15 protein-coding genes and 1 pseudogene are annotated in these 17,000 nt (G+C 68.3%); 5 read left to right on the top strand and 11 right to left on the bottom strand.

The window, feature by feature from the left end; translation table 11 throughout:
- The first annotated feature begins 119 nt into the window (after window positions 1–119).
- A complete protein-coding gene (locus tag BST28_RS10915) occupies window positions 120–980 on the top strand; it encodes a ribokinase (protein ID WP_019738277.1) in 861 nt (286 codons plus the stop codon).
- Here BST28_RS10915 and BST28_RS10910 read toward each other — a convergent pair.
- From BST28_RS10910 to BST28_RS10900, 3 genes are all read right to left on the bottom strand, one after another.
- Window positions 964–1,359: a tautomerase family protein gene (locus BST28_RS10910; protein WP_019738276.1), complete on the bottom strand. Its 396-nt coding sequence runs from the start codon at window positions 1,357–1,359 to the stop codon at window positions 964–966. The genes BST28_RS10915 and BST28_RS10910 overlap by 17 nt on opposite strands.
- Before the next feature lie 21 nt (window positions 1,360–1,380).
- Complete coding sequence (locus tag BST28_RS10905; protein ID WP_083080983.1) at window positions 1,381–2,076, bottom strand: class I SAM-dependent methyltransferase; 696 nt, start codon at window positions 2,074–2,076, stop codon at window positions 1,381–1,383.
- Window positions 2,077–2,139: 63 nt separating this feature from the next.
- Window positions 2,140–4,194 (bottom strand): NAD(+) synthase, encoded by a 2,055-nt coding sequence (locus BST28_RS10900; protein WP_083080980.1) that lies wholly within the window; start codon window positions 4,192–4,194, stop codon window positions 2,140–2,142.
- 57 nt (window positions 4,195–4,251) lie between these two features.
- On the opposite strand from BST28_RS10900, the gene BST28_RS10895 reads away from it, so the two are divergent.
- From BST28_RS10895 to BST28_RS10885, 3 genes and pseudogenes are all read left to right on the top strand, one after another.
- Window positions 4,252–4,791, top strand: coding sequence for a cysteine hydrolase family protein (locus tag BST28_RS10895; protein WP_083081002.1), 540 nt, complete (start codon window positions 4,252–4,254; stop codon window positions 4,789–4,791).
- A 4-nt stretch (window positions 4,792–4,795) separates the two neighbouring features.
- A pseudogene (locus BST28_RS10890) lies at window positions 4,796–5,629 on the top strand (NAD-dependent protein deacetylase); the annotation flags it as partial.
- A 231-nt stretch (window positions 5,630–5,860) separates the two neighbouring features.
- A complete protein-coding gene (locus tag BST28_RS10885; protein ID WP_065288305.1) occupies window positions 5,861–7,126 on the top strand; it encodes an MFS transporter in 1,266 nt (421 codons plus the stop codon).
- 152 nt (window positions 7,127–7,278) lie between these two features.
- Here the strand turns inward: BST28_RS10885 and BST28_RS10880 are convergent, their stop codons facing one another.
- Window positions 7,279–8,538: a cytochrome P450 gene (locus BST28_RS10880; protein WP_019738396.1), complete on the bottom strand. Its 1,260-nt coding sequence runs from the start codon at window positions 8,536–8,538 to the stop codon at window positions 7,279–7,281.
- A gap of 105 nt (window positions 8,539–8,643) precedes the next feature.
- Between BST28_RS10880 and BST28_RS10875 the strand changes: the two genes are divergently transcribed.
- Window positions 8,644–9,279 (top strand): TetR/AcrR family transcriptional regulator, encoded by a 636-nt coding sequence (locus BST28_RS10875; RefSeq protein WP_065288304.1) that lies wholly within the window; start codon window positions 8,644–8,646, stop codon window positions 9,277–9,279.
- A gap of 8 nt (window positions 9,280–9,287) precedes the next feature.
- Here the strand turns inward: BST28_RS10875 and BST28_RS10870 are convergent, their stop codons facing one another.
- The 7 genes from BST28_RS10870 to ndk form a co-directional block, all read right to left on the bottom strand.
- Window positions 9,288–10,049, bottom strand: a complete 762-nt coding sequence (locus BST28_RS10870) for a PE-PPE domain-containing protein (protein ID WP_019738398.1) — start codon at window positions 10,047–10,049, stop codon at window positions 9,288–9,290.
- Between the two features lie 10 nt (window positions 10,050–10,059).
- The gene (gene proB / locus BST28_RS10865; protein WP_019738399.1) at window positions 10,060–11,166 is read right to left on the bottom strand and encodes a glutamate 5-kinase; all 1,107 of its coding nucleotides are present in this window, start codon (window positions 11,164–11,166) and stop codon (window positions 10,060–10,062) included.
- On the bottom strand, window positions 11,163–12,608 hold the full coding sequence (gene obgE / locus BST28_RS10860) for a GTPase ObgE (protein ID WP_019738400.1): 1,446 nt from the start codon (window positions 12,606–12,608) through the stop codon (window positions 11,163–11,165). The genes proB and obgE overlap by 4 nt, the downstream gene beginning before the upstream one ends.
- Before the next feature lie 48 nt (window positions 12,609–12,656).
- Window positions 12,657–12,917, bottom strand: coding sequence for a 50S ribosomal protein L27 (rpmA, locus tag BST28_RS10855; RefSeq protein WP_019738401.1), 261 nt, complete (start codon window positions 12,915–12,917; stop codon window positions 12,657–12,659).
- 13 nt (window positions 12,918–12,930) lie between these two features.
- Entirely contained in the window at window positions 12,931–13,242 is a 312-nt protein-coding gene (gene rplU, locus BST28_RS10850) for a 50S ribosomal protein L21 (protein WP_019738402.1), read from the bottom strand.
- 181 nt (window positions 13,243–13,423) lie between these two features.
- On the bottom strand, window positions 13,424–16,237 hold the full coding sequence (gene rne, locus BST28_RS10845) for a ribonuclease E (RefSeq protein ID WP_474630496.1): 2,814 nt from the start codon (window positions 16,235–16,237) through the stop codon (window positions 13,424–13,426).
- Window positions 16,238–16,533: 296 nt separating this feature from the next.
- The gene (gene ndk / locus BST28_RS10840; RefSeq protein ID WP_019737259.1) at window positions 16,534–16,980 is read right to left on the bottom strand and encodes a nucleoside-diphosphate kinase; all 447 of its coding nucleotides are present in this window, start codon (window positions 16,978–16,980) and stop codon (window positions 16,534–16,536) included.
- Between the last annotated feature and the right edge of the window lie 20 nt (window positions 16,981–17,000).

Raw genomic sequence — 17,000 nt, 5'->3', positions numbered from 1 at the left:
TCGTGCTGGTGATCGTCGACGGTGCCGAGTCCACTCGGCCGCTCCCTTCCCCTAGGCGGACGGTTTCTCACCCTAGGGGATATCGCACGTCGGGCGGTCGCGAATGGAAAGCTGACGGCATGGCGGCGCGAGTGTGCGTGGTGGGCAGCATCAATCTGGACACCGTGTTCACCGTGGCCGCCCTGCCGGCCCCGGGCGAGACGGTCTTCGGCTCGGCACCGGTCACTACCCCCGGCGGCAAGGGCGCCAACCAGGCCGTGGCGGCCGCGCGGGCCGGGGCGCAAGTCGTATTCGTCGGCGCGGTGGGCGACGACGATGCGGGCGAGCGGTTGCGCCGGCACCTGCAGGTCAACGGTGTCGGAACCGAGGGGTTGACCGCGGTGCCGGGATCCAGCGGATCGGCGTTCATCACCGTGGACCACGCCGGGGAGAACACCATCGTGGTGACACCGGGAGCCAATGCCGCGCTGACCTTGGATTCCGGCCAGCGCGCCCTGATCGCCGACGCCCAGGTCCTGCTGGTGCAGTTGGAGATCCCCGTTGCCACGGCCACCGTGGCCGCTCGGGTCGCCCGGGCGGCCGGAGCGACGGTGATCGTCAACGTCTCCCCGATCGGTGCCGACCCGGCCGGGCTGATCGACCAGACCGATGTAGCGGTGGTCAACCAGACGGAATCGGCGTGGTTCGATCACCCGGTGCCGCACCGGGTGGTGACACTGGGTGCGCGCGGGGCGCGCTACACCGGGGCCGACGGCACCGTCGAGGTGCCCTCACCGGTGGTCGACGCAGTCGACACCTCCGGCGCCGGTGATGTCTTCGCCGGTGTGCTGGCCGCCGAGTGGTCGCACGGCATCGCGCAGGCGTTGCGTCGCGCCTGCGCTGCCGGGGCGTTGGCGACGCTGGTGCCCGGCGCCGGGGACTGCGCCCCGGATGCCGAGGCGATCAGCGCGGCGTTGACGGGTCTCACACCCGAACGTTGAATCCCAACTCGACGTCGGATGCGGCCTGGCCGCCGCGGATTCCCCAGTTCTGCCGGTCGAACTCGTGCAGGGTGATCATCACGTGGTCACGCGGAATACCCAATGCGGCAAGGCGTTCCACGATTTCGGCGTAGAGGGTCCGCTTGGCGTCCAGGGACCGGCCGGTGAAGCAGTCGATCGAGATCAGGGTGCGGTACTCCGGCTGCACCAGGTGCTCAGGAACCGCGAACCGGTGCGGTTCATGCACGACCAGCCGCACGTTCTTGTCCTTGGCCGGGATCTGGAAGGCGGTCACCAGTGCGGCGTGGACGGCATCGATGATCGCGATTTCTTCGGCCGGCTGGTAGCGGCGGCGGACCTCGATCAGGACGGTGGGCACGGGCCATACCCTGCCAGATGATCAGTGCCGCTTGGCCCGCACCCACTGGATGGTGCCGAAGTTCTTGACCCGCACGCTGGTCAGACCGTGGCGTTCGAGGGTGTCGGCGATCTCGTCGTCGTCGAACACCCGGGCCCCGGCCTTGGGCAGCAGCTTCCACAATCGGGAAGCCGATCCTGCGGTGGGCACCATCAAGGCGATGCGGCCACCGGGCTTGAGCACCCGCGCCATCTCGCGTAGCGCCGCTGTGGGATCGGGGATCAGCTGCAGCACCGCGATCGAGATGACGGCATCGACGGTGTCGTCGCGAAGCGGAAGCCGCTGGGCATCCGCCCGCAGGAACGCGGCCTGGGCACCGGCCTGCACCCGTACCGCCCGGGCCAGCATCGGCTCGGAGACATCGACTCCCAGCGCCAGCCCGTCGGCGCCGACGGCGCAGGCCAATGAGGCGGTGATGCTGCCCGGACCGCAGCCCACGTCCAGCGCCACCCCACCGGCCGGGATGTCCAGCCAGTCGATCGGGTGCTGCCAGGCCTCGAGCATTCGGCGGGCGATCGCCTGAGCGTCGTCGTAGAACATCGCCCCGAACGGCGAGGCCCACAGGCGCTGGATGGCGCCGGTGTTCTGCTGCGGGGCGAGGTCCCCCGCCTCGTCGAGCAGGTCGAGATAACCTCGGCCGGCCTGCGGGTCCGACGGCGGATCGCTGAGCAGTGTCATGGCCCGCTGCAACGCCCGTGACAACGGAAACCTTCGGATTAGGGCCACCCTCGGTGCTCCTCCCTACCGCTGCGGGATCTCCCGTTCGATCTCGTCGAGCCAGATCCGTGCCGACATGTCCGACGGGGCCCGCCATTCCCCCCGCGGCGACAGCGAGCCGCCGTGGGATACCTTCGGCCCGTTCGGGAGCGCCGAGCGCTTGAACTGGCTGAATGAATAGAACCGCTGCACAAAGATTTTCAGCCAGTGCCGGATTTCAGCCAGTGAATAGGCCTGCCGTTTGTCCGCCGGATAGCCGGGCGGCCAAGACCCCGCCTCCGCGTCGTGCCAGGCGTGCCAGGCCAAGAACGCGGTCTTGGCCGGCGTGAATCCGTAGCGCAGCGCCTGAAACAAGGCGAAGTCCTGCAGCGCGTACGGGCCGACCTTGTCCTCGCTGCGCTGAATCTCCTCGGCGTCGCCCGCCGGCACCAGCTCCGGGCTGATCTCGGTGTTGAGCACCGAGGCCAGCACCGCGCACACGTCAGCGTCGAATTCACCGGAGTTGATCACCCAGCGGATCAGGTGCTGGATCAGTGTTTTGGGCACTCCGCCGTTGACGTTGTAGTGCGACATCTGATCACCCACGCCGTAGGTGGACCAGCCCAGTGCCAGCTCCGACAGGTCGCCGGTGCCCAGCACGATGCCGCCGCGCTGGTTGGCGATCCGGAACAGGTAGTCGGTGCGCAGGCCGGCCTGCACGTTCTCGAAGGTGATGTCGTAGACGGCCTCCCCGCGTGCGAACGGGTGACCCAATTCGGTCAGCATCAGCTTCGCGCTGTCGCGGATGTCGATCTCGGCGAACGTCACCCCCAGCGCCTTGCTCAGCGCGGCCGCGTTGGCCTTGGTGCGCTCACCGGTGGCGAAGCCGGGCATGGTGAACGCCAGGATGTCACTGCGCGGCCGGTTTTCCCGGTCCATGGCCCGCGCGGCGACGATCAGAGCGTGGGTCGAGTCCAGCCCGCCCGACACTCCGAGGACCACCTTGGGGTAGTTCAGTGCCCGCAGCCGTTGCTCCAGACCGGACACCTGGATGTTGTAGGCCTCGTAGCAATCCTGTTGCAGCCGCTGCGGATTCGATGGCACGAACGGGAACCGCTCGATCAGCCGTCGCAGTCCGATGTCTCCGGGCGGCGGGTTCAGAACGAACTCCACCCGCCGGAACGCCTGGACCGCATCCCGGTGGTGGCGACGGTTGTCGTCGAATGTGCCCATTCGCAGCCGCTCCGAGCGCAGCAGCCCGAGGTCGACGTCGGCGACGGATCGGCGGGGTCCGTTGGGAAAGCGTTCGCTTTCGTCGAGCAGCGTGCCGTTCTCCCAGATCATGGTCTGGCCGTCCCAGGCGAGGTCGGTGGTCGACTCCCCCTCCCCCGCGGCGGCGTAGACGTATGCGGCCAGGCATCTCGCCGAGGCGGACCGGGCCAACAGGCAGCGGTCGTCGGCACGGCCGACGGTGATCGGGCTGCCGGACAGGTTGGCCAGCACGGTCGCACCGGCCAGGGCGGCCTGGGCGCTGGGCGGCACCGGCACGAACATGTCCTCGCACACCTCGGCGTGCAGCACGAACCCGGGCAGGTCGGCCGCGGCGAACAGCAGATCCGGCCCGAACGGGACCTCGGCGTCGCCCAGCCGGATCGAGCCCCGCTCACCGGCGCCGGCGGCCAGCTGGCGGCCCTCGTAGAACTCCCGGTAGGTGGGCAAATAGGACTTGGGCGCCACCCCGAGGATGCGCCCGCGGTGGATGACGACGGCGGTGTTGTAGACGCGATGCGCATAGCGCAGCGGCGCCCCGACCACCAGCACCGGCAACAGCTCCGCCGACGACGCCACCAGCTCGAGCAGCGCCGCCTCGACGGCACCGAGCAGGCTGTCCTGCTGCACGATGTCGTCGATGGAGTACCCCGACAGCGTGAGTTCGGGAAAAACGGCCAGCGCCACGCCGTCGTCGTGGCATTCGCGCGCCAGCCGCAGTACCGACTCGGCGTTGGCGGCCGGGTCGGCGAGCGTCGTTCGGTGCGTGCACGCGGCGACCCGCGCGAACCCGTGCCGGTAAGCGTTGTAGAAGTCCCCAGAATGCTCCATTGCTCCTATTGTTGCCCGGGCGGTGTCAACATGCAGCTTTCGGGTATCACCAACGGCATGACCGATACCGCGCTGATAGTCGTCGACATGCTCAACTCCTACCGGCACGACGACGCAGACGAATTGGCCGGCAACGTCGCGAACGTCATCGAACCGCTCGCCGATCTGGTTGAACGCGGCCGCGCCGACGACGACGTCGACCTCGTCTACGTCAATGACAACTACGGCGACTTCACCGCCGGATTCGTCGAGATCGTCGCGTCGGCGCTGCACGGCGAGCGCCCCGATCTGGTTCGCCCCATCGTCCCGGCGGCCGGCGACCGGAAGATGACAAAGGTACGACACAGCGCTTTCTACGCCACCCCGTTGGAGTACCTGCTCGGCCGGCTCGGCACCCGCCGGCTGATCCTGACCGGCCAAGTCACCGAGCAGTGCATTCTCTACACCGCCCTGGACGCCTACGTCCGTCGCCTTCCGGTGGTGATCCCGGTCGATGCCGTCGCCCACATCGACGCGGGACTGGGCGCCGCCGCACTGGAGATGATGTGCCGCAACATGGCTGCAGAGCGGTCGACGGCCGCGGAGTGCCTACGCTAGTCCGATGAGCGCAGCCGAACCTACGGTCTGCGACCTGCTGAGGCTGCTGATGGGCCGGCGGGTCGCGGTGCTCACCGGTGCCGGTATCTCCACCGACTCGGGCATTCCGGACTATCGCGGCCCGGACTCCCCGCCGAGCAACCCGATGACGATCACCCAGTTCACCGGCGACCCGGCCTTTCGTCAGCGCTACTGGGCCCGCAACCACATCGGCTGGCGCCACATGGCCGACACCGCGCCCAACCTCGGGCACGTGGCGCTGGCCGCCTTGGAAGAGGCCGGGGTGGTGAACGGGGTGATCACCCAGAACGTCGACCTGCTGCACACCAAGGCCGGCAGTCGCCGCGTGGTCGACCTGCACGGCAGCTATGCCACGGTGGTCTGTTTGAGCTGCGGAAAGTCGGTGAGCCGAGCACAGCTGGCCGAGCGGTTGGAGGAGCTTAATCCGGGCTTCATCGAACGGGCGGGACGGCTCGGCGGCATCGCCGTGGCGCCCGACGCGGACGCCGTCGTCAGCGATACCGCGTCGTTCCGGTTCGTCGATTGCCGGCATTGCGGCGGGATCCTCAAACCCGACATCGTCTACTTCGGTGAAAGTGTTCCTAAAGACCGTGTCGCCCAGGCTTATTCAGTGCTCGACGAAGCCGACGCTTTGTTGGTGGCGGGCTCGTCGCTGACGGTGTATTCCGGCTTCCGGTTCGTCCGGCATGCCGCAGCGCGCGGTATCCCGGTCGGGATCGTCAACCGCGGCACCACCCGCGGCGATGAGCTGGCGACAGTCAAGATCGACGGCGGCTGTTCGGCGGTGCTTGCGCTACTTGCCTCCGAGCTGGTCCCGGCGGTTCAGCGAGGCTCGACGGAGGAGAGGCGAAGCTGGGACCGCCGTATGGGCCGAGCGGTTCAGCGAGGCTCGACGGAGGAGAGGCGAAGCTGGGACCGCCGCATGGGCCGAGCGGTTCAGCGAGGCTCGACGGAGGAGAGGCGAAGCTGGGACCGCCGCATCAGCCCGGCGAATTCGGCACGGTAATCGTCGCCGAGAACGCACCCGATCGCGCCGGAATCCGGCACGATGGCTCAGGTGAAACAGCGCCTCACCGCCGATCAGCGCAACTCGTTCCTGGCTGCCCTGCTGGGCTGGTCGATGGACGCCTTCGATTACTTCATCGTGGTGTTCGTCTACGCCGACATCGCCAAGACCTTCGGCCACACCAAGACCGAGGTCGCGTTTCTGACCACCGCCACGCTGGTGATGCGCCCGGTGGGGGCGCTGGTGTTCGGCCTGTGGGCCGACCGGGTCGGCCGGCGGATACCGCTGATGGTGAACGTGATCTTCTACTCGACGGTGGGGTTCTTGTGCGCGTTCGCCCCCACTTTCACCGTGCTGGTGATCCTGCGCCTGCTCTACGGGATCGGCATGGGAGGCGAATGGGGACTGGGCGCCGCGCTGGCGATGGAGAAGATCCCGCCCGAGCGACGCGGATTCTTCTCCGGGCTGCTGCAGGAGGGCTACCTGTTCGGTTACCTGGCCGCCACGGTGGCCTCGTTGTTGGTGAACGACTGGCTGGGGTTGTCCTGGCGCTGGCTGTTCGGGCTGTCCATACTGCCGGCCATGGTCAGCCTGCTGATCCGCTACCGGGTCACCGAGTCCGAGGTGTGGCAGGTCACCCAGGATCGGATGCGGCTGACCCGCACCAAGATTCGCGACGTCTTCACCGACGCCAAGGTGATCCGCCGGTTCTGTTATCTGGTGTTGCTGATGACGGCGTTCAACTGGATGAGCCATGGGACCCACGACATCTATCCGACATTTCTGACCTCGCCCGACGGGGCGGGCCTGTCGCATGTCACGGCCAAGTGGATCGCGGTGATCTACAACATCGGCGGCATCATCGGCGGGCTCATCTTCGGCTCACTGTCGCAGCGGTTGGGCCGGCGCTACGCGATCATCTGGGCCGCGGTGATGGGCCTGCCGATCGTGCCGCTGTTCGCGCTGTCGCACAGCGCGGGCATGCTGTGCCTCGGCTCGTTTCTGATCCAGATCTGCGTGCAGGGCGCCTGGGGTGTGATCCCGGCCCACCTCACCGAGATGTCGCCGGACGCGATCCGCGGCTTCTATCCGGGCGTGACCTATCAGCTGGGCAATCTGTTCGCCGCGTTCAACCTTCCGATCCAGGAGCACTTGGCGGCCGCGCACGGCTACCCGTTCGCCCTGGTCGTCACGGTGGTGCCGACCCTGATCGCCGTCGTGGTGCTGACCGCGATCGGCAAGGACGCCACCGGCCGGCACTTCGGCGTGTCACCGGCGCAGCTTCGTGAAGCGACCGAACCCGCTTGACAGCTGCTTTTGAGCAGTGACCCTGTTCGAATTCCCCGCCGTCGACGCCGGAATGTCGGCATCGGAATCGGGCGACGGATTCGCGCAACTGCTGGCAGAATTCGCGGGCATCACACCGAGCTTGTAGGTCCCCGACGAGTCCGGCCTCACCGTCAGAACGTGCAGGGCATGGCGCGAATGCCGTGGATGAAGCTGCCCGCCACGTACTCCGGCTCACCGGCCTCGATGTCCGGCAGCTGGTGGAGTAGTTCGCCGAAGATGGCGCGCAGCTGGGCCCGCGCCACGTGTGTCCCCAGGCAGTAGTGCTGCCCGCCGCCACCGAAACCGACGTGCGGATTGGGGTCACGGCTCAGATCCAGGCGGTCCGGGTCCTCGAACACCGTCTCGTCCCAGTTGCCGGACGCATAGAACATCGCCACCTTGTCGCCGGCCCGGATGGTCTGGCCGCCGAGCTCGTAATCGGTTGCGGCGGTACGGCGGAAGGTCATCACCGGGGTGGCGTAGCGGATGAACTCCTCGACGGCCATCCCGATGCGCCTGTCGAAGTCCTCCAGCAGCCAGGCCCGTTGCTCGGGGAAGTCGGTGAGTGCCTTGAGCGCATGGCTGGTGGTCTGCCGCGTGGTGTCGTTGCCGGCCACCGAGAGCAGCACGAAGTAGGCGGCCACTTCTGCGTCGGTGAGCCGATCGCCGTCAACCTCGGTGTTCACCAGGCTGCTGAACAGGTCGTCGCCGGGGTTCTCGCGGCGCTGGGCGGCCAGCGTACCGGCCACTTGGTGGAGATAGGTCACGGATTCGAACATGACCTCCATCGGGTTGCGGCCGGCCAGACAGACCGGATCATTGGCCGTGACCAGTGCATCTGCGGCCTCAGCGACCCGCTCCCGCTCGGACTCGGGGATGCCCATCATGTCCGATAGCGTGCGCAGCGGCAGTTCCTTGGCACAGTGGTCGACGAAGTCGGCTCCGCTGCCGGCGGCCTTCAACTCTTGCACGATCGCCGCGGCACTGGCCTTGATCGAGTCCTCGATGCGCCGAACCTGCCGGGGGGTGAATGCCGCGGTGGCCAGCTTGCGCAGCGTGGTGTGCCGGGGCGGATCCATGGCCAAGAAGGATTGCGTCGTCTCCAGCAGCTCCGCGGGAAAGTTCTCGAACTGCACGCCCTTGCCGGACAGGAACACCTCATTGGTGCGGCTCACCGTGACGATGTCGGCGTGGCGGGTGACGGCCCAATAGCCCGGATCGTCCGGATCGTCGAGCATGGCGTCTTCGACCGGGGGATGCCAGCTCACCGGCCGCTCGGCTCGCAGCACGGCGAACGAGCGTTCGCGATCCTTGGCGGTACCGGACCAGAACGCCCGCGAGGACAGGTCCACCGGGTCATAACCGCGGGTCGTGGCTGGCGTTGCTGTCATGGGGCCTCCTCGGTTTATGACGCCGATCACAGTCGCGTCCAGGCGACGATAAGTCTAGACACTATGTCTAGTCAAGATGTCGCATCAGCAGCTAGGCTCGGCAAGGTGGCCACGGTGACCCGCAAGCCCCAGATCAGCCGCCAGGAGCGGCGTGAGGAGATCGAGCGTCGTCTACTCGACGCCACCGAGCGGCTGATGGGCGAAGGCGCCAGCTTCACCGAGCTGAGCGTGGACCGGCTCGCCACCGAGGCCGGGATGTCGCGCGCCAGCTTCTACATCTACTTCGAGGACAAGGGCCATCTGCTGCGCCGGCTCGCCGGCCAAGTGTTCGGCGATCTGGCCTCGGGCGCCGAACGCTGGTGGAGTGTGGCGCACCGGCACGATCCCGACGATGTCCGCGCCGCGATGGCCGCGATCGTCGCCAGTTATCGGCGACACCAACCGCTGCTGATCGCGCTCAGCGAGATGGCAGGCTACGACCCGCAGGTGGCAACCACCTACCGGGAGTTGCTGGCCGCCATCTCGGACCGGGTGGCGCAGATCATCGAAGCCGGCCAGGCCGACGGCTCCATTCGCCGTGCGTTACCCGCCGCCGCCACCGCCAGTGCACTGACCTGGATGGTGGAGCGGACCTGCCAACAGAACCTACCGGGGCGAGCTGTCGACTACGATTCCGAGCTCACCAGCGCGCTGACCGAAATCATCTGGGCCGCATTGTATCTGAGTCCCGCAGAGAAATAACGCGGGCGCTACGCCCCGGCCGGGCCGGTCCACGCCGAGCGGTCATAGGATTTCTCGATCCTCTGCCGCCGCCTTGTGAACCGGGCGGGGAACAGCACGCTGAGGCCGCAGGCCGGCGGCACGCGCGTCGGAGCGAAGACGTAGCTGACGTTGCCGCGTCGGGTGCGAACGTTGTCGGGGTGGCCGATATCGAGCCTGAAGTAGTTGTTGTGGATGGTCACCAGGCCCAGCAGGGCGTTGCTGATCGCGAGCCTATCGACCTGTGCGGCAGGACGATTCGGGAAGTCGGCCATGCCGTCGTACTGGCGGCACAGGTCCGTCACCCCGAAGGGGGTGTCCACCGGCACACCGACCCCGCCGTAGTCGGGCAACTTCATGAACGTGACCAGCGTGGGATCGGCCTGGTAGATGCCGTGGAAGGGCTGTTCCGGGTTGGCCAACAGCAGAAACGACACCCTGCCGGCAGGGACCACCGACGTCGGGCCGTACTCCCGCAGCCATTTGCAGGCGACCTGTGCCCCCATACTCACCGCGTAGACCAACACATCCTCGGCTTCGGGGTGACCGTTGAAATGAGCGGCCAGCATGTCATCGAGGGCCCGCGCACCGCGTTGTACCGCGGCAACCGCGGGCACGTAGCGCAGGCCGTCGAAGTAGGTGTTGGGGTATTTGACGCGCCGGACCGTCTTGCCCTTGGTAACCGCGCCGCGGCACATGAACCGCAGAAATCCGCTCCACCCCGCCCCATCGATGGTGAATACGGTGCTCATGCGGCAGGGCCTACACCGCCACCAGGTCATCGGCATGGACCACCGGGCGGCGAGCATCCGGCGCCAGTTCGGCCGTGGAATGACCGATCATCCCGGCCAGTTCCACCGCGTCGTAGCCGACGACTCCACGGGCCACCACCGACCCGTCCGGCCCGCACAGTTCGACCACGTCACCGCCGTGGAATCGGCCTGCGACCGCGGTGATTCCGGCCGCCAGCAGGGAGCGCCGCCTGCTCAGCACCGCCTCGACCGCGCCGGCGTCCAGCGTCAACGTGCCGGAGGCGTCGGCGGCGTGGCGCACCCAGAATCTGCGCGCCGACAACCGTTGTGACCGCGGGGCGAAAACGGTCCCCACCGATGCGTCCGAAAGTGCCGCCGCGGCATCATCGGCGGCGGCCAGCAACACCGGAACGCCCGCGTCGGCGGCCAGCAGCGCCGAGGACAGTTTCGACACCATGCCGCCGGTGCCCCGGTGACTGCCCTCGCCGGCCACCACGCCGGCCAGGTCGTCCGGACCGGCCACCTCGGGAACCAGCCGGGCCGGCCCCTTGCGCGGGTCGGCGTCGTAGAGGCCGTCAATGTCGGAGAGCAGCACCAACGCGTCGGCACCGACCAGGTGCGCCACCAGCGCCGAGAGCCGGTCGTTGTCGCCGAACCGGATCTCATTGGTGGCAACTGTGTCGTTCTCGTTGACGATCGCCACGGCGTGCAGTGCCCGCAACCGGTCCAGGGTGCGAGCGGCGTTGGTGTGTGACACCCGCATCGACACGTCCTGCGCGGTGAGCAGCACCTGCCCGACGGTCCGGCCGAACCGGCCGAAGGCGGCGCTCCATGCATTGACCAGCGCCACCTGACCGACGCTGGCTGCTGCTTGCTTGGTCGCCAGATCCGTTGGCCGCCTGGATAAACCGAGCGGCTCCAGACCCGCGGCGATGGCCCCGGACGACACGATCACCACGTCCGAGCCGGCCTTCATCCGCGCTTCGATGGCCTCGGCGAGCCCGGCCAGCCGCGCCGCGTCGAACATACCGTTCTGGGCGGTCAGCGCGGTGGTGCCGATCTTGACGACGACGCTGCGAGCGGCGCGAATCGCTTCGCGCGCACCGCCGCCCGTCACGGCTCCTCCGAACGTTCGCGGCGCTGTTTGCGCGCGACTTTGCGTTCGGCAGCGCCGACCCGGTCGCTACGTTCCACCCGGATGTCGGTGCCTCTCCCGGACAACGGCGTGTCCACCCCGGCCGGCGTGGCCGGTTCCCAGTCGAAGGTCATCTCCCCGATCGTCACCGCGCAGCCCGGTTTGGCACCCAGCCGCAGCAGCTCGTCTTCGACCCCGAGCCGGGCCAGCCGGTCACCGAGGTAGCCCACCGCCTCGTCGTTGTCGAAGTTGGTTTGGTGCACCCAGCGCTCGGGACGTGTCCCCCGCACCACGAAACCGCCGTAGCCGTCCGCTTCCACGGTGAATCCGGTCTCCCCCGCGGGTATCGGCCGGATCACCGGCCGGCGCGCCACCGGCTCCGGCTGCGCCGCCCGGTACGCCGACACCATATCGGCCAGCGCGAACATCAACGGGCGCAAACCTTCCCGACTCACCGTGGACACCATGAACACCGGCCAGCCGCGCTCAGCCACGATGTCGTCGCGCACGAACTCGGCCATCTCCCGTGCTTCGGGCACGTCGATCTTGTTGAGCACCACCGCGCGCGGCCGCATCACGAGGTCGCCGAGGGCCGAATCCCCTTGCATGGTGGGTGTGTAGGCGGCCAGTTCGGCTTCGATGGCCTCGATGTCGGAGAGCGGGTCACGGCCGGGCTCTGCGGTCGCACAGTCCACGACGTGCACCAGCACCGCGCAGCGTTCGATGTGGCGCAGGAAGTCCAAGCCCAGGCCGCGCCCAGCCGAGGCGCCCGGGATCAGGCCGGGCACGTCGGCGGCGGTGAAGGTGTTCTCCCCGGCGGAGACCACGCCCAGGTTCGGCGCCAGCGTGGTGAAGGGGTAGTCCGCGATCTTCGGTTTGGCCGCCGAGATCACCGACACCAGCGCCGATTTGCCCGCTGAGGGAAACCCGATCAGGCCGACGTCGGCGACGGTCTTGAGTTCCAGAATGAGGTCGCGGCTCTCGCCCTTCTCCCCCAACAGCGCGAAGCCCGGTGCCTTGCGGGCCCGCGACACCAGCGCGGCGTTGCCCAGCCCGCCGCGTCCGCCGGCGGCGGCCTCGAAGCGGGCCCCGGTTTCCACCAGATCGGCCAGCAGCCGTCCGTGTTCGTCGAGCACGACGGTGCCGTCCGGCACCTTGATCTCCAGGTCGGCCCCGGCGGCACCGTCTTTGTTGCTGCCCTGGCCCTGCTTGCCGGACGCGGCGCTGATGTGCGGGCGGAAGTGGAAGTCCAGCAGGGTGTGCACCTGGGGGTCGACGACCAGCACGACGCTGCCGCCGCGGCCGCCGTTGCCGCCGTCCGGGCCGCCGAGGGGCTTGAATTTCTCCCGGTGAATCGACGCGCAGCCGTTGCCCCCGTCGCCCGCGCGGACATGGATGACGACGCGGTCGACGAACCGGGACATGGCGTTACTACCTATCCGGCGCCAGAGGGCGCCCAGTTACGCCGGCGACTAGTCGCGGGCGACAGGCACGATGTTGACTGTCTTGCGGCCACGCTTGAGGCCGAACTCGACCGCACCGGGTGCCGTGGCGAACAGCGTGTCGTCGCCGCCGCGACCGACGTTGATGCCCGGGTGGAAGTGGGTGCCGCGCTGCCGGACCAGGATCTCGCCGGCCTTGACGACCTGGCCGCCGAACCGCTTGACACCGAGCCGCTGCGCGTTGGAGTCGCGCCCGTTGCGTGAGCTGGAAGCGCCCTTCTTGTGTGCCATCTCGTTCGCTCCCCTACTTGATTCCGGTGACCTTGAGCACGGTCAGCTGCTGACGGTGACCCTGCCGCTTGTGGTAGCCGGTCTTGTTCTTGAACTTGTGGATGCGGATCTTGGGGCCCTTGGTGTGCTCGAGCACCTCCCCGGTGACCGCGACCTTCGCCAGCTTGGCGGCGTCGGTGGTGACGGTGGTGCCGTCCACGACCAGCGCGACCGGCAACGAAACCGATGCACCCGGCTCGGAATCGAGCTTCTCGACCTTGAGCACGTCACCGACGGCAACCTTGTACTGCTTGCCGCCGGTTTTGACGATTGCGTACGTCGCCATCGTTGGTGTCTACCTCTACTTCTCGAGTACTTCTCGGGTGCCGCTCGCAGCGCACGCCATCGGGACTTGCGCAGGTGGTTGGGGTTCTGTCCGCCGAGCCGGGTCATTTCCGCCTGGCGACAACTGGTCTAGGGTACTTGACCAGCGACTAAGGGGTCAAACCGGCCCTGCCCGGCCGCTTTCAGCTCGGTGGCCCCGCCGGGCGGGCCGCAGCACGGCGCCGCCGGGGCCGCTCGTAGGCCATCGCGGAGGCCATGGTTTCCTGGTCGGAGTCGTCACCCTCGTCGGACTCGTCGGACTCGTCGGACTCGTCGATGACGTCGAGGTCGTCGTCGAAGTCGTCGTCATCGTCGTCGAGGTCCACTTCGACCTCTTCATCGACGTCCTCATCGACCTCGTCGTCGGTGTCGTCGGTGTCCTCGAGGTCCTCGCCGTCGTAGGTGTCCTCAGAGTCGCTGTCGTCCCCAAGCTCCGCACCGGCCGGCTGCCGCTCCGCCTCGGCGACCGCCTGCGGCTCCTCGACCACCGACTCCGCGGTGGCCTCGGCACCCGCGCCGTCCTCGGACTCCTCGTCCTGGCGGTCGCTGGCAGCCGCCATCGCCTTGAACATCGGATGGTCACCGGGGGTGTGCACCGGGACCTTGGCCACCACGGGCTCATCGCCCTTGGGCTTCTTCGATCGCTTGCTGCGCCGGCTGCTGAGATCGGACTTGCGCCCCGGCGCGGCCGAGTCGACCGGGTCGGCGTGCACCATGATGCCGCGCCCGGCGCAGTGCTGGCACGACGTCGAGAACGCCTCGATCAGCCCGGTGCCCAGCCGCTTGCGGGTCAGCTGCACCAACCCCAGGGACGTCACCTCGGAGACCTGATGGCGGGTCCGGTCCCGGCCCAGCGCCTCGGTCAGCCGGCGCAGCACCAGGTCGCGGTTGGACTCCAGCACCATGTCGATGAAGTCGATGACGATGATGCCGCCGATGTCGCGAAGGCGCAGCTGCCGCACGATCTCCTCGGCGGCCTCCAGGTTGTTCTTGGTCACCGTCTCCTCGAGGTTGCCCCCGGATCCGGTGAACTTGCCGGTGTTGACGTCGACCACCGTCATGGCCTCGGTCCGATCGATCACCAGGGTTCCGCCCGAGGGCAGCCAGACCTTGCGATCCATTGCCTTGGCCAGTTGCTCGTCGATGCGGTGCACGGCGAACACGTCCGGTCCGGATTGCCCCTCCGGACCCTCGGGTGCTGTGTAGCGGGTCAGCTTCGGCAGCAATTCCGGCGCCACCGATCCCACATAGTCGTTGATCGTCGCCCAGGCGTCGTCACCGGAGACCACCAGCTCGGAGAAGTCTTCGTTGAAAAGGTCGCGGATCACCTTGACCAGGACATCGGGCTCCTCGTAGAGCGCCACCGCAACGCCGGCCGCTTTCGCCTTGGTCTCGGCCGCCGTCGCCTCGATCTGGTTCCAACGTTCCTGGAGGCGCTCCACGTCGGCGCGGATGTCCTCTTCTTTGACGCCCTCCGACGCGGTGCGGATGATCACGCCGGCGTCGGCGGGCACCACCTCACGCAGGATCTCCTTGAGCCGCTGACGCTCGGTGTCGGGCAGCTTGCGGCTGATCCCGGTCGATGACGCCCCCGGCACATACACCAGGTAGCGACCGGCCAGCGAGACCTGCGTGGTCAACCGGGCGCCCTTGTGCCCGATCGGATCCTTGCTGACCTGCACCACGACGTAGTCGCCCGGCTTGAGCGCCTGCTCGATCTTGCGGTTGGCGCCGCCCAGGCCGGCGGCCTCCCAGTTCACCTCGCCGGCATAGAGCACCCCGTTGCGGCCGCGGCCGATGTCGACGAAGGCGGCCTCCATCGACGGCAACACGTTCTGCACGATGCCCAGGTAGACGTTGCCGACCAGGGAGGTCGATGCCGCCGAGGTGACGAAGTGCTCGACCATCACGCCGTCTTCGAGCACGGCGATCTGGGTGTAGCGGGCGCCGATGTGCGGCGGCTCGGTGCGGACGCGGTCGCGGACCACCATCCGGCGCTCGACCGCTTCGCGGCGGGCCAGGAACTCGGCCTCGCTCAGGATCGGTGGGCGGCGGCGGCCGGCGTCACGCCCGTCGCGGCGACGCTGACGCTTGGCCTCCAGGCGCGTCGACCCGGTGATGCCCTGGATCTCGTCGTCCGACGAACTCTTCTCGCCCTTGGCTCCCCGGGCGGACTTGGCGCGCGGCGTCCGTTCGTGCACGACCGTGTTGGGCGGGTCGTCCGGGGCCCCGGTGTCGTCATCATCGCCGGTGCCGGACTTGCGCCGACGGCGCCGGCGCCGGCGCCGGCTGCCCGACTCGTCGGTGGCATCGGTGTCGTCGCCACCGTCCTCGGCCTCCCCGGCCTCGTCGGATTCCGTGGCGGAGTCGTCGTCCTCGGTGTCGTCGTCGGAGTCGGCGGAGTCGGCCGCATCGTCCGTGGAGCCGCCTTCGGAGCCGCGGCCCCGACCGCGCCCGCGCCGCCCGCGGCGGCGCCGGCGATTGGCGGGACGGTCCCCGTTTTCGTCATCGCCGTCGGGACCGAGGTCGTCGTCATCGTCGGACCCCTCGTCGTCGTGGGACGCCGCCGGCTCGAAGGAGACCGGCTGGGGTGCCACGAACAGCGGCATGTAGTCGACCCGCGCGCCGGTCGCCTCGGTCTCCAGCAGCAGCCGGGACTCGGGCTCCTGGGGAACCTCGCCGGACTCCGCGGAATCGGGGGCCGCTGCCTCGGCGGTGGGCTCCTCTGCCAATCCCAGCAGGTCACGGACTCGGACCGCCTCGACGCGATCCACGCTGGAATGGGCGCTGCGCGCCCGGCCGTCCAGCTCGGTCAGGGCATCCAGCACCCGCTTGCTGGTGGTGCCCAGCACCCGGGCCAGGGAGTGGACCCGGAGACGGTCCGGCAACTCCTCATGCTCGGTCGGCACCGCCGGTACATCCGAATCAGGGCCTGTGAAAAAAGACGGGTCTGCCACGTACGTCTCCTCAAGCCCCCGGGCGCGTCGCGACGACGCGGCCACGCGAGGGCTTCTCGTTATTCGCCCGGCTCACTTCTCCGGGCTTGTGGTGGTCTCGCTCCGAGGGGCTCGGGTGGAACCGACTCGGTGCCTGGCTGAATGAGGACCGGCGATCGGCGCCGCATCACATATCGCGACCGTCGCACTCGCCTAAGCCTTCATTCGGGTGGCGGACACCGGTCCGGTGACGTTCACCCGTTGGCCAGTATCCCACACAACCGGCGCAAGCCGGTCGAAAGGCATTAACTGCGACGTCAGGCCAGTGTCATGGGAGATGTGGGTGCCGACGGCTTCAGGTCGGGGAACCACAGCGCGATCTCACGCTCGGCCGACTCCGGCGAGTCGGAGCCGTGCACCAGGTTGAACTGGGTCTCCAGCCCGAAATCACCCCGGATGGTGCCGGGAGTGGCCTTGGCGACCGGGTCGGTACCGCCGGCGAGCTGCCGGAAGGCCTCGATGGCCCGCGGCCCCTCCACCACGGCGGCGACCACCGGGCCGGAGGTGATGAACTCCAGCAGGGAGGCGAAGAACGCCTTGCCCTCGTGTTCGCCGTAGTGCTGGCGGGCCACCGCCTGCTGCACCGGCCGCAGTTCCAGCGCCGCCAGGGTCAGGCCCTTCTTCTCAATCCGGGCGATGATCTCGCCCACCAGCCGACGGTTGACACCGTCCGGTTTGATCAGCACCAAAGTCCGCTCAGTCACCGCGACAGCGTACCGAATAG

Source organism: Mycolicibacter kumamotonensis (assembly GCF_002086285.1).
GTDB classification, from domain to species: Bacteria; Actinomycetota; Actinomycetes; order Mycobacteriales; family Mycobacteriaceae; genus Mycobacterium; species Mycobacterium kumamotonense.
The sequence above is the reverse complement of the archived record's forward strand: the minus strand, read 5'-3'. Positions and strand labels throughout refer to the sequence as shown.

Bases quoted from the DNA above. Each gene is read 5' to 3' on its own strand.
- BST28_RS10915 (WP_019738277.1), top strand. From the start codon at position 120: ATGGCGGCGCGAGTGTGCGTGGTGGGCAGCATCAATCTGGACACCGTG.
- BST28_RS10905 (WP_083080983.1), bottom strand. From the start codon at position 2,076: ATGACACTGCTCAGCGATCCGCCGTCGGACCCGCAGGCCGGCCGAGGT.
- BST28_RS10900 (WP_083080980.1), bottom strand. From the start codon at position 4,194: ATGGAGCATTCTGGGGACTTCTACAACGCTTACCGGCACGGGTTCGCG.
- BST28_RS10895 (WP_083081002.1), top strand. From the start codon at position 4,252: ATGACCGATACCGCGCTGATAGTCGTCGACATGCTCAACTCCTACCGG.
- BST28_RS10885 (WP_065288305.1), top strand. From the start codon at position 5,861: ATGGCTCAGGTGAAACAGCGCCTCACCGCCGATCAGCGCAACTCGTTC.
- BST28_RS10880 (WP_019738396.1), bottom strand. From the start codon at position 8,538: ATGACAGCAACGCCAGCCACGACCCGCGGTTATGACCCGGTGGACCTG.
- BST28_RS10870 (WP_019738398.1), bottom strand. From the start codon at position 10,049: ATGAGCACCGTATTCACCATCGATGGGGCGGGGTGGAGCGGATTTCTG.
- obgE (WP_019738400.1), bottom strand. From the start codon at position 12,608: ATGTCCCGGTTCGTCGACCGCGTCGTCATCCATGTCCGCGCGGGCGAC.
- rpmA (WP_019738401.1), bottom strand. From the start codon at position 12,917: ATGGCACACAAGAAGGGCGCTTCCAGCTCACGCAACGGGCGCGACTCC.
- rplU (WP_019738402.1), bottom strand. From the start codon at position 13,242: ATGGCGACGTACGCAATCGTCAAAACCGGCGGCAAGCAGTACAAGGTT.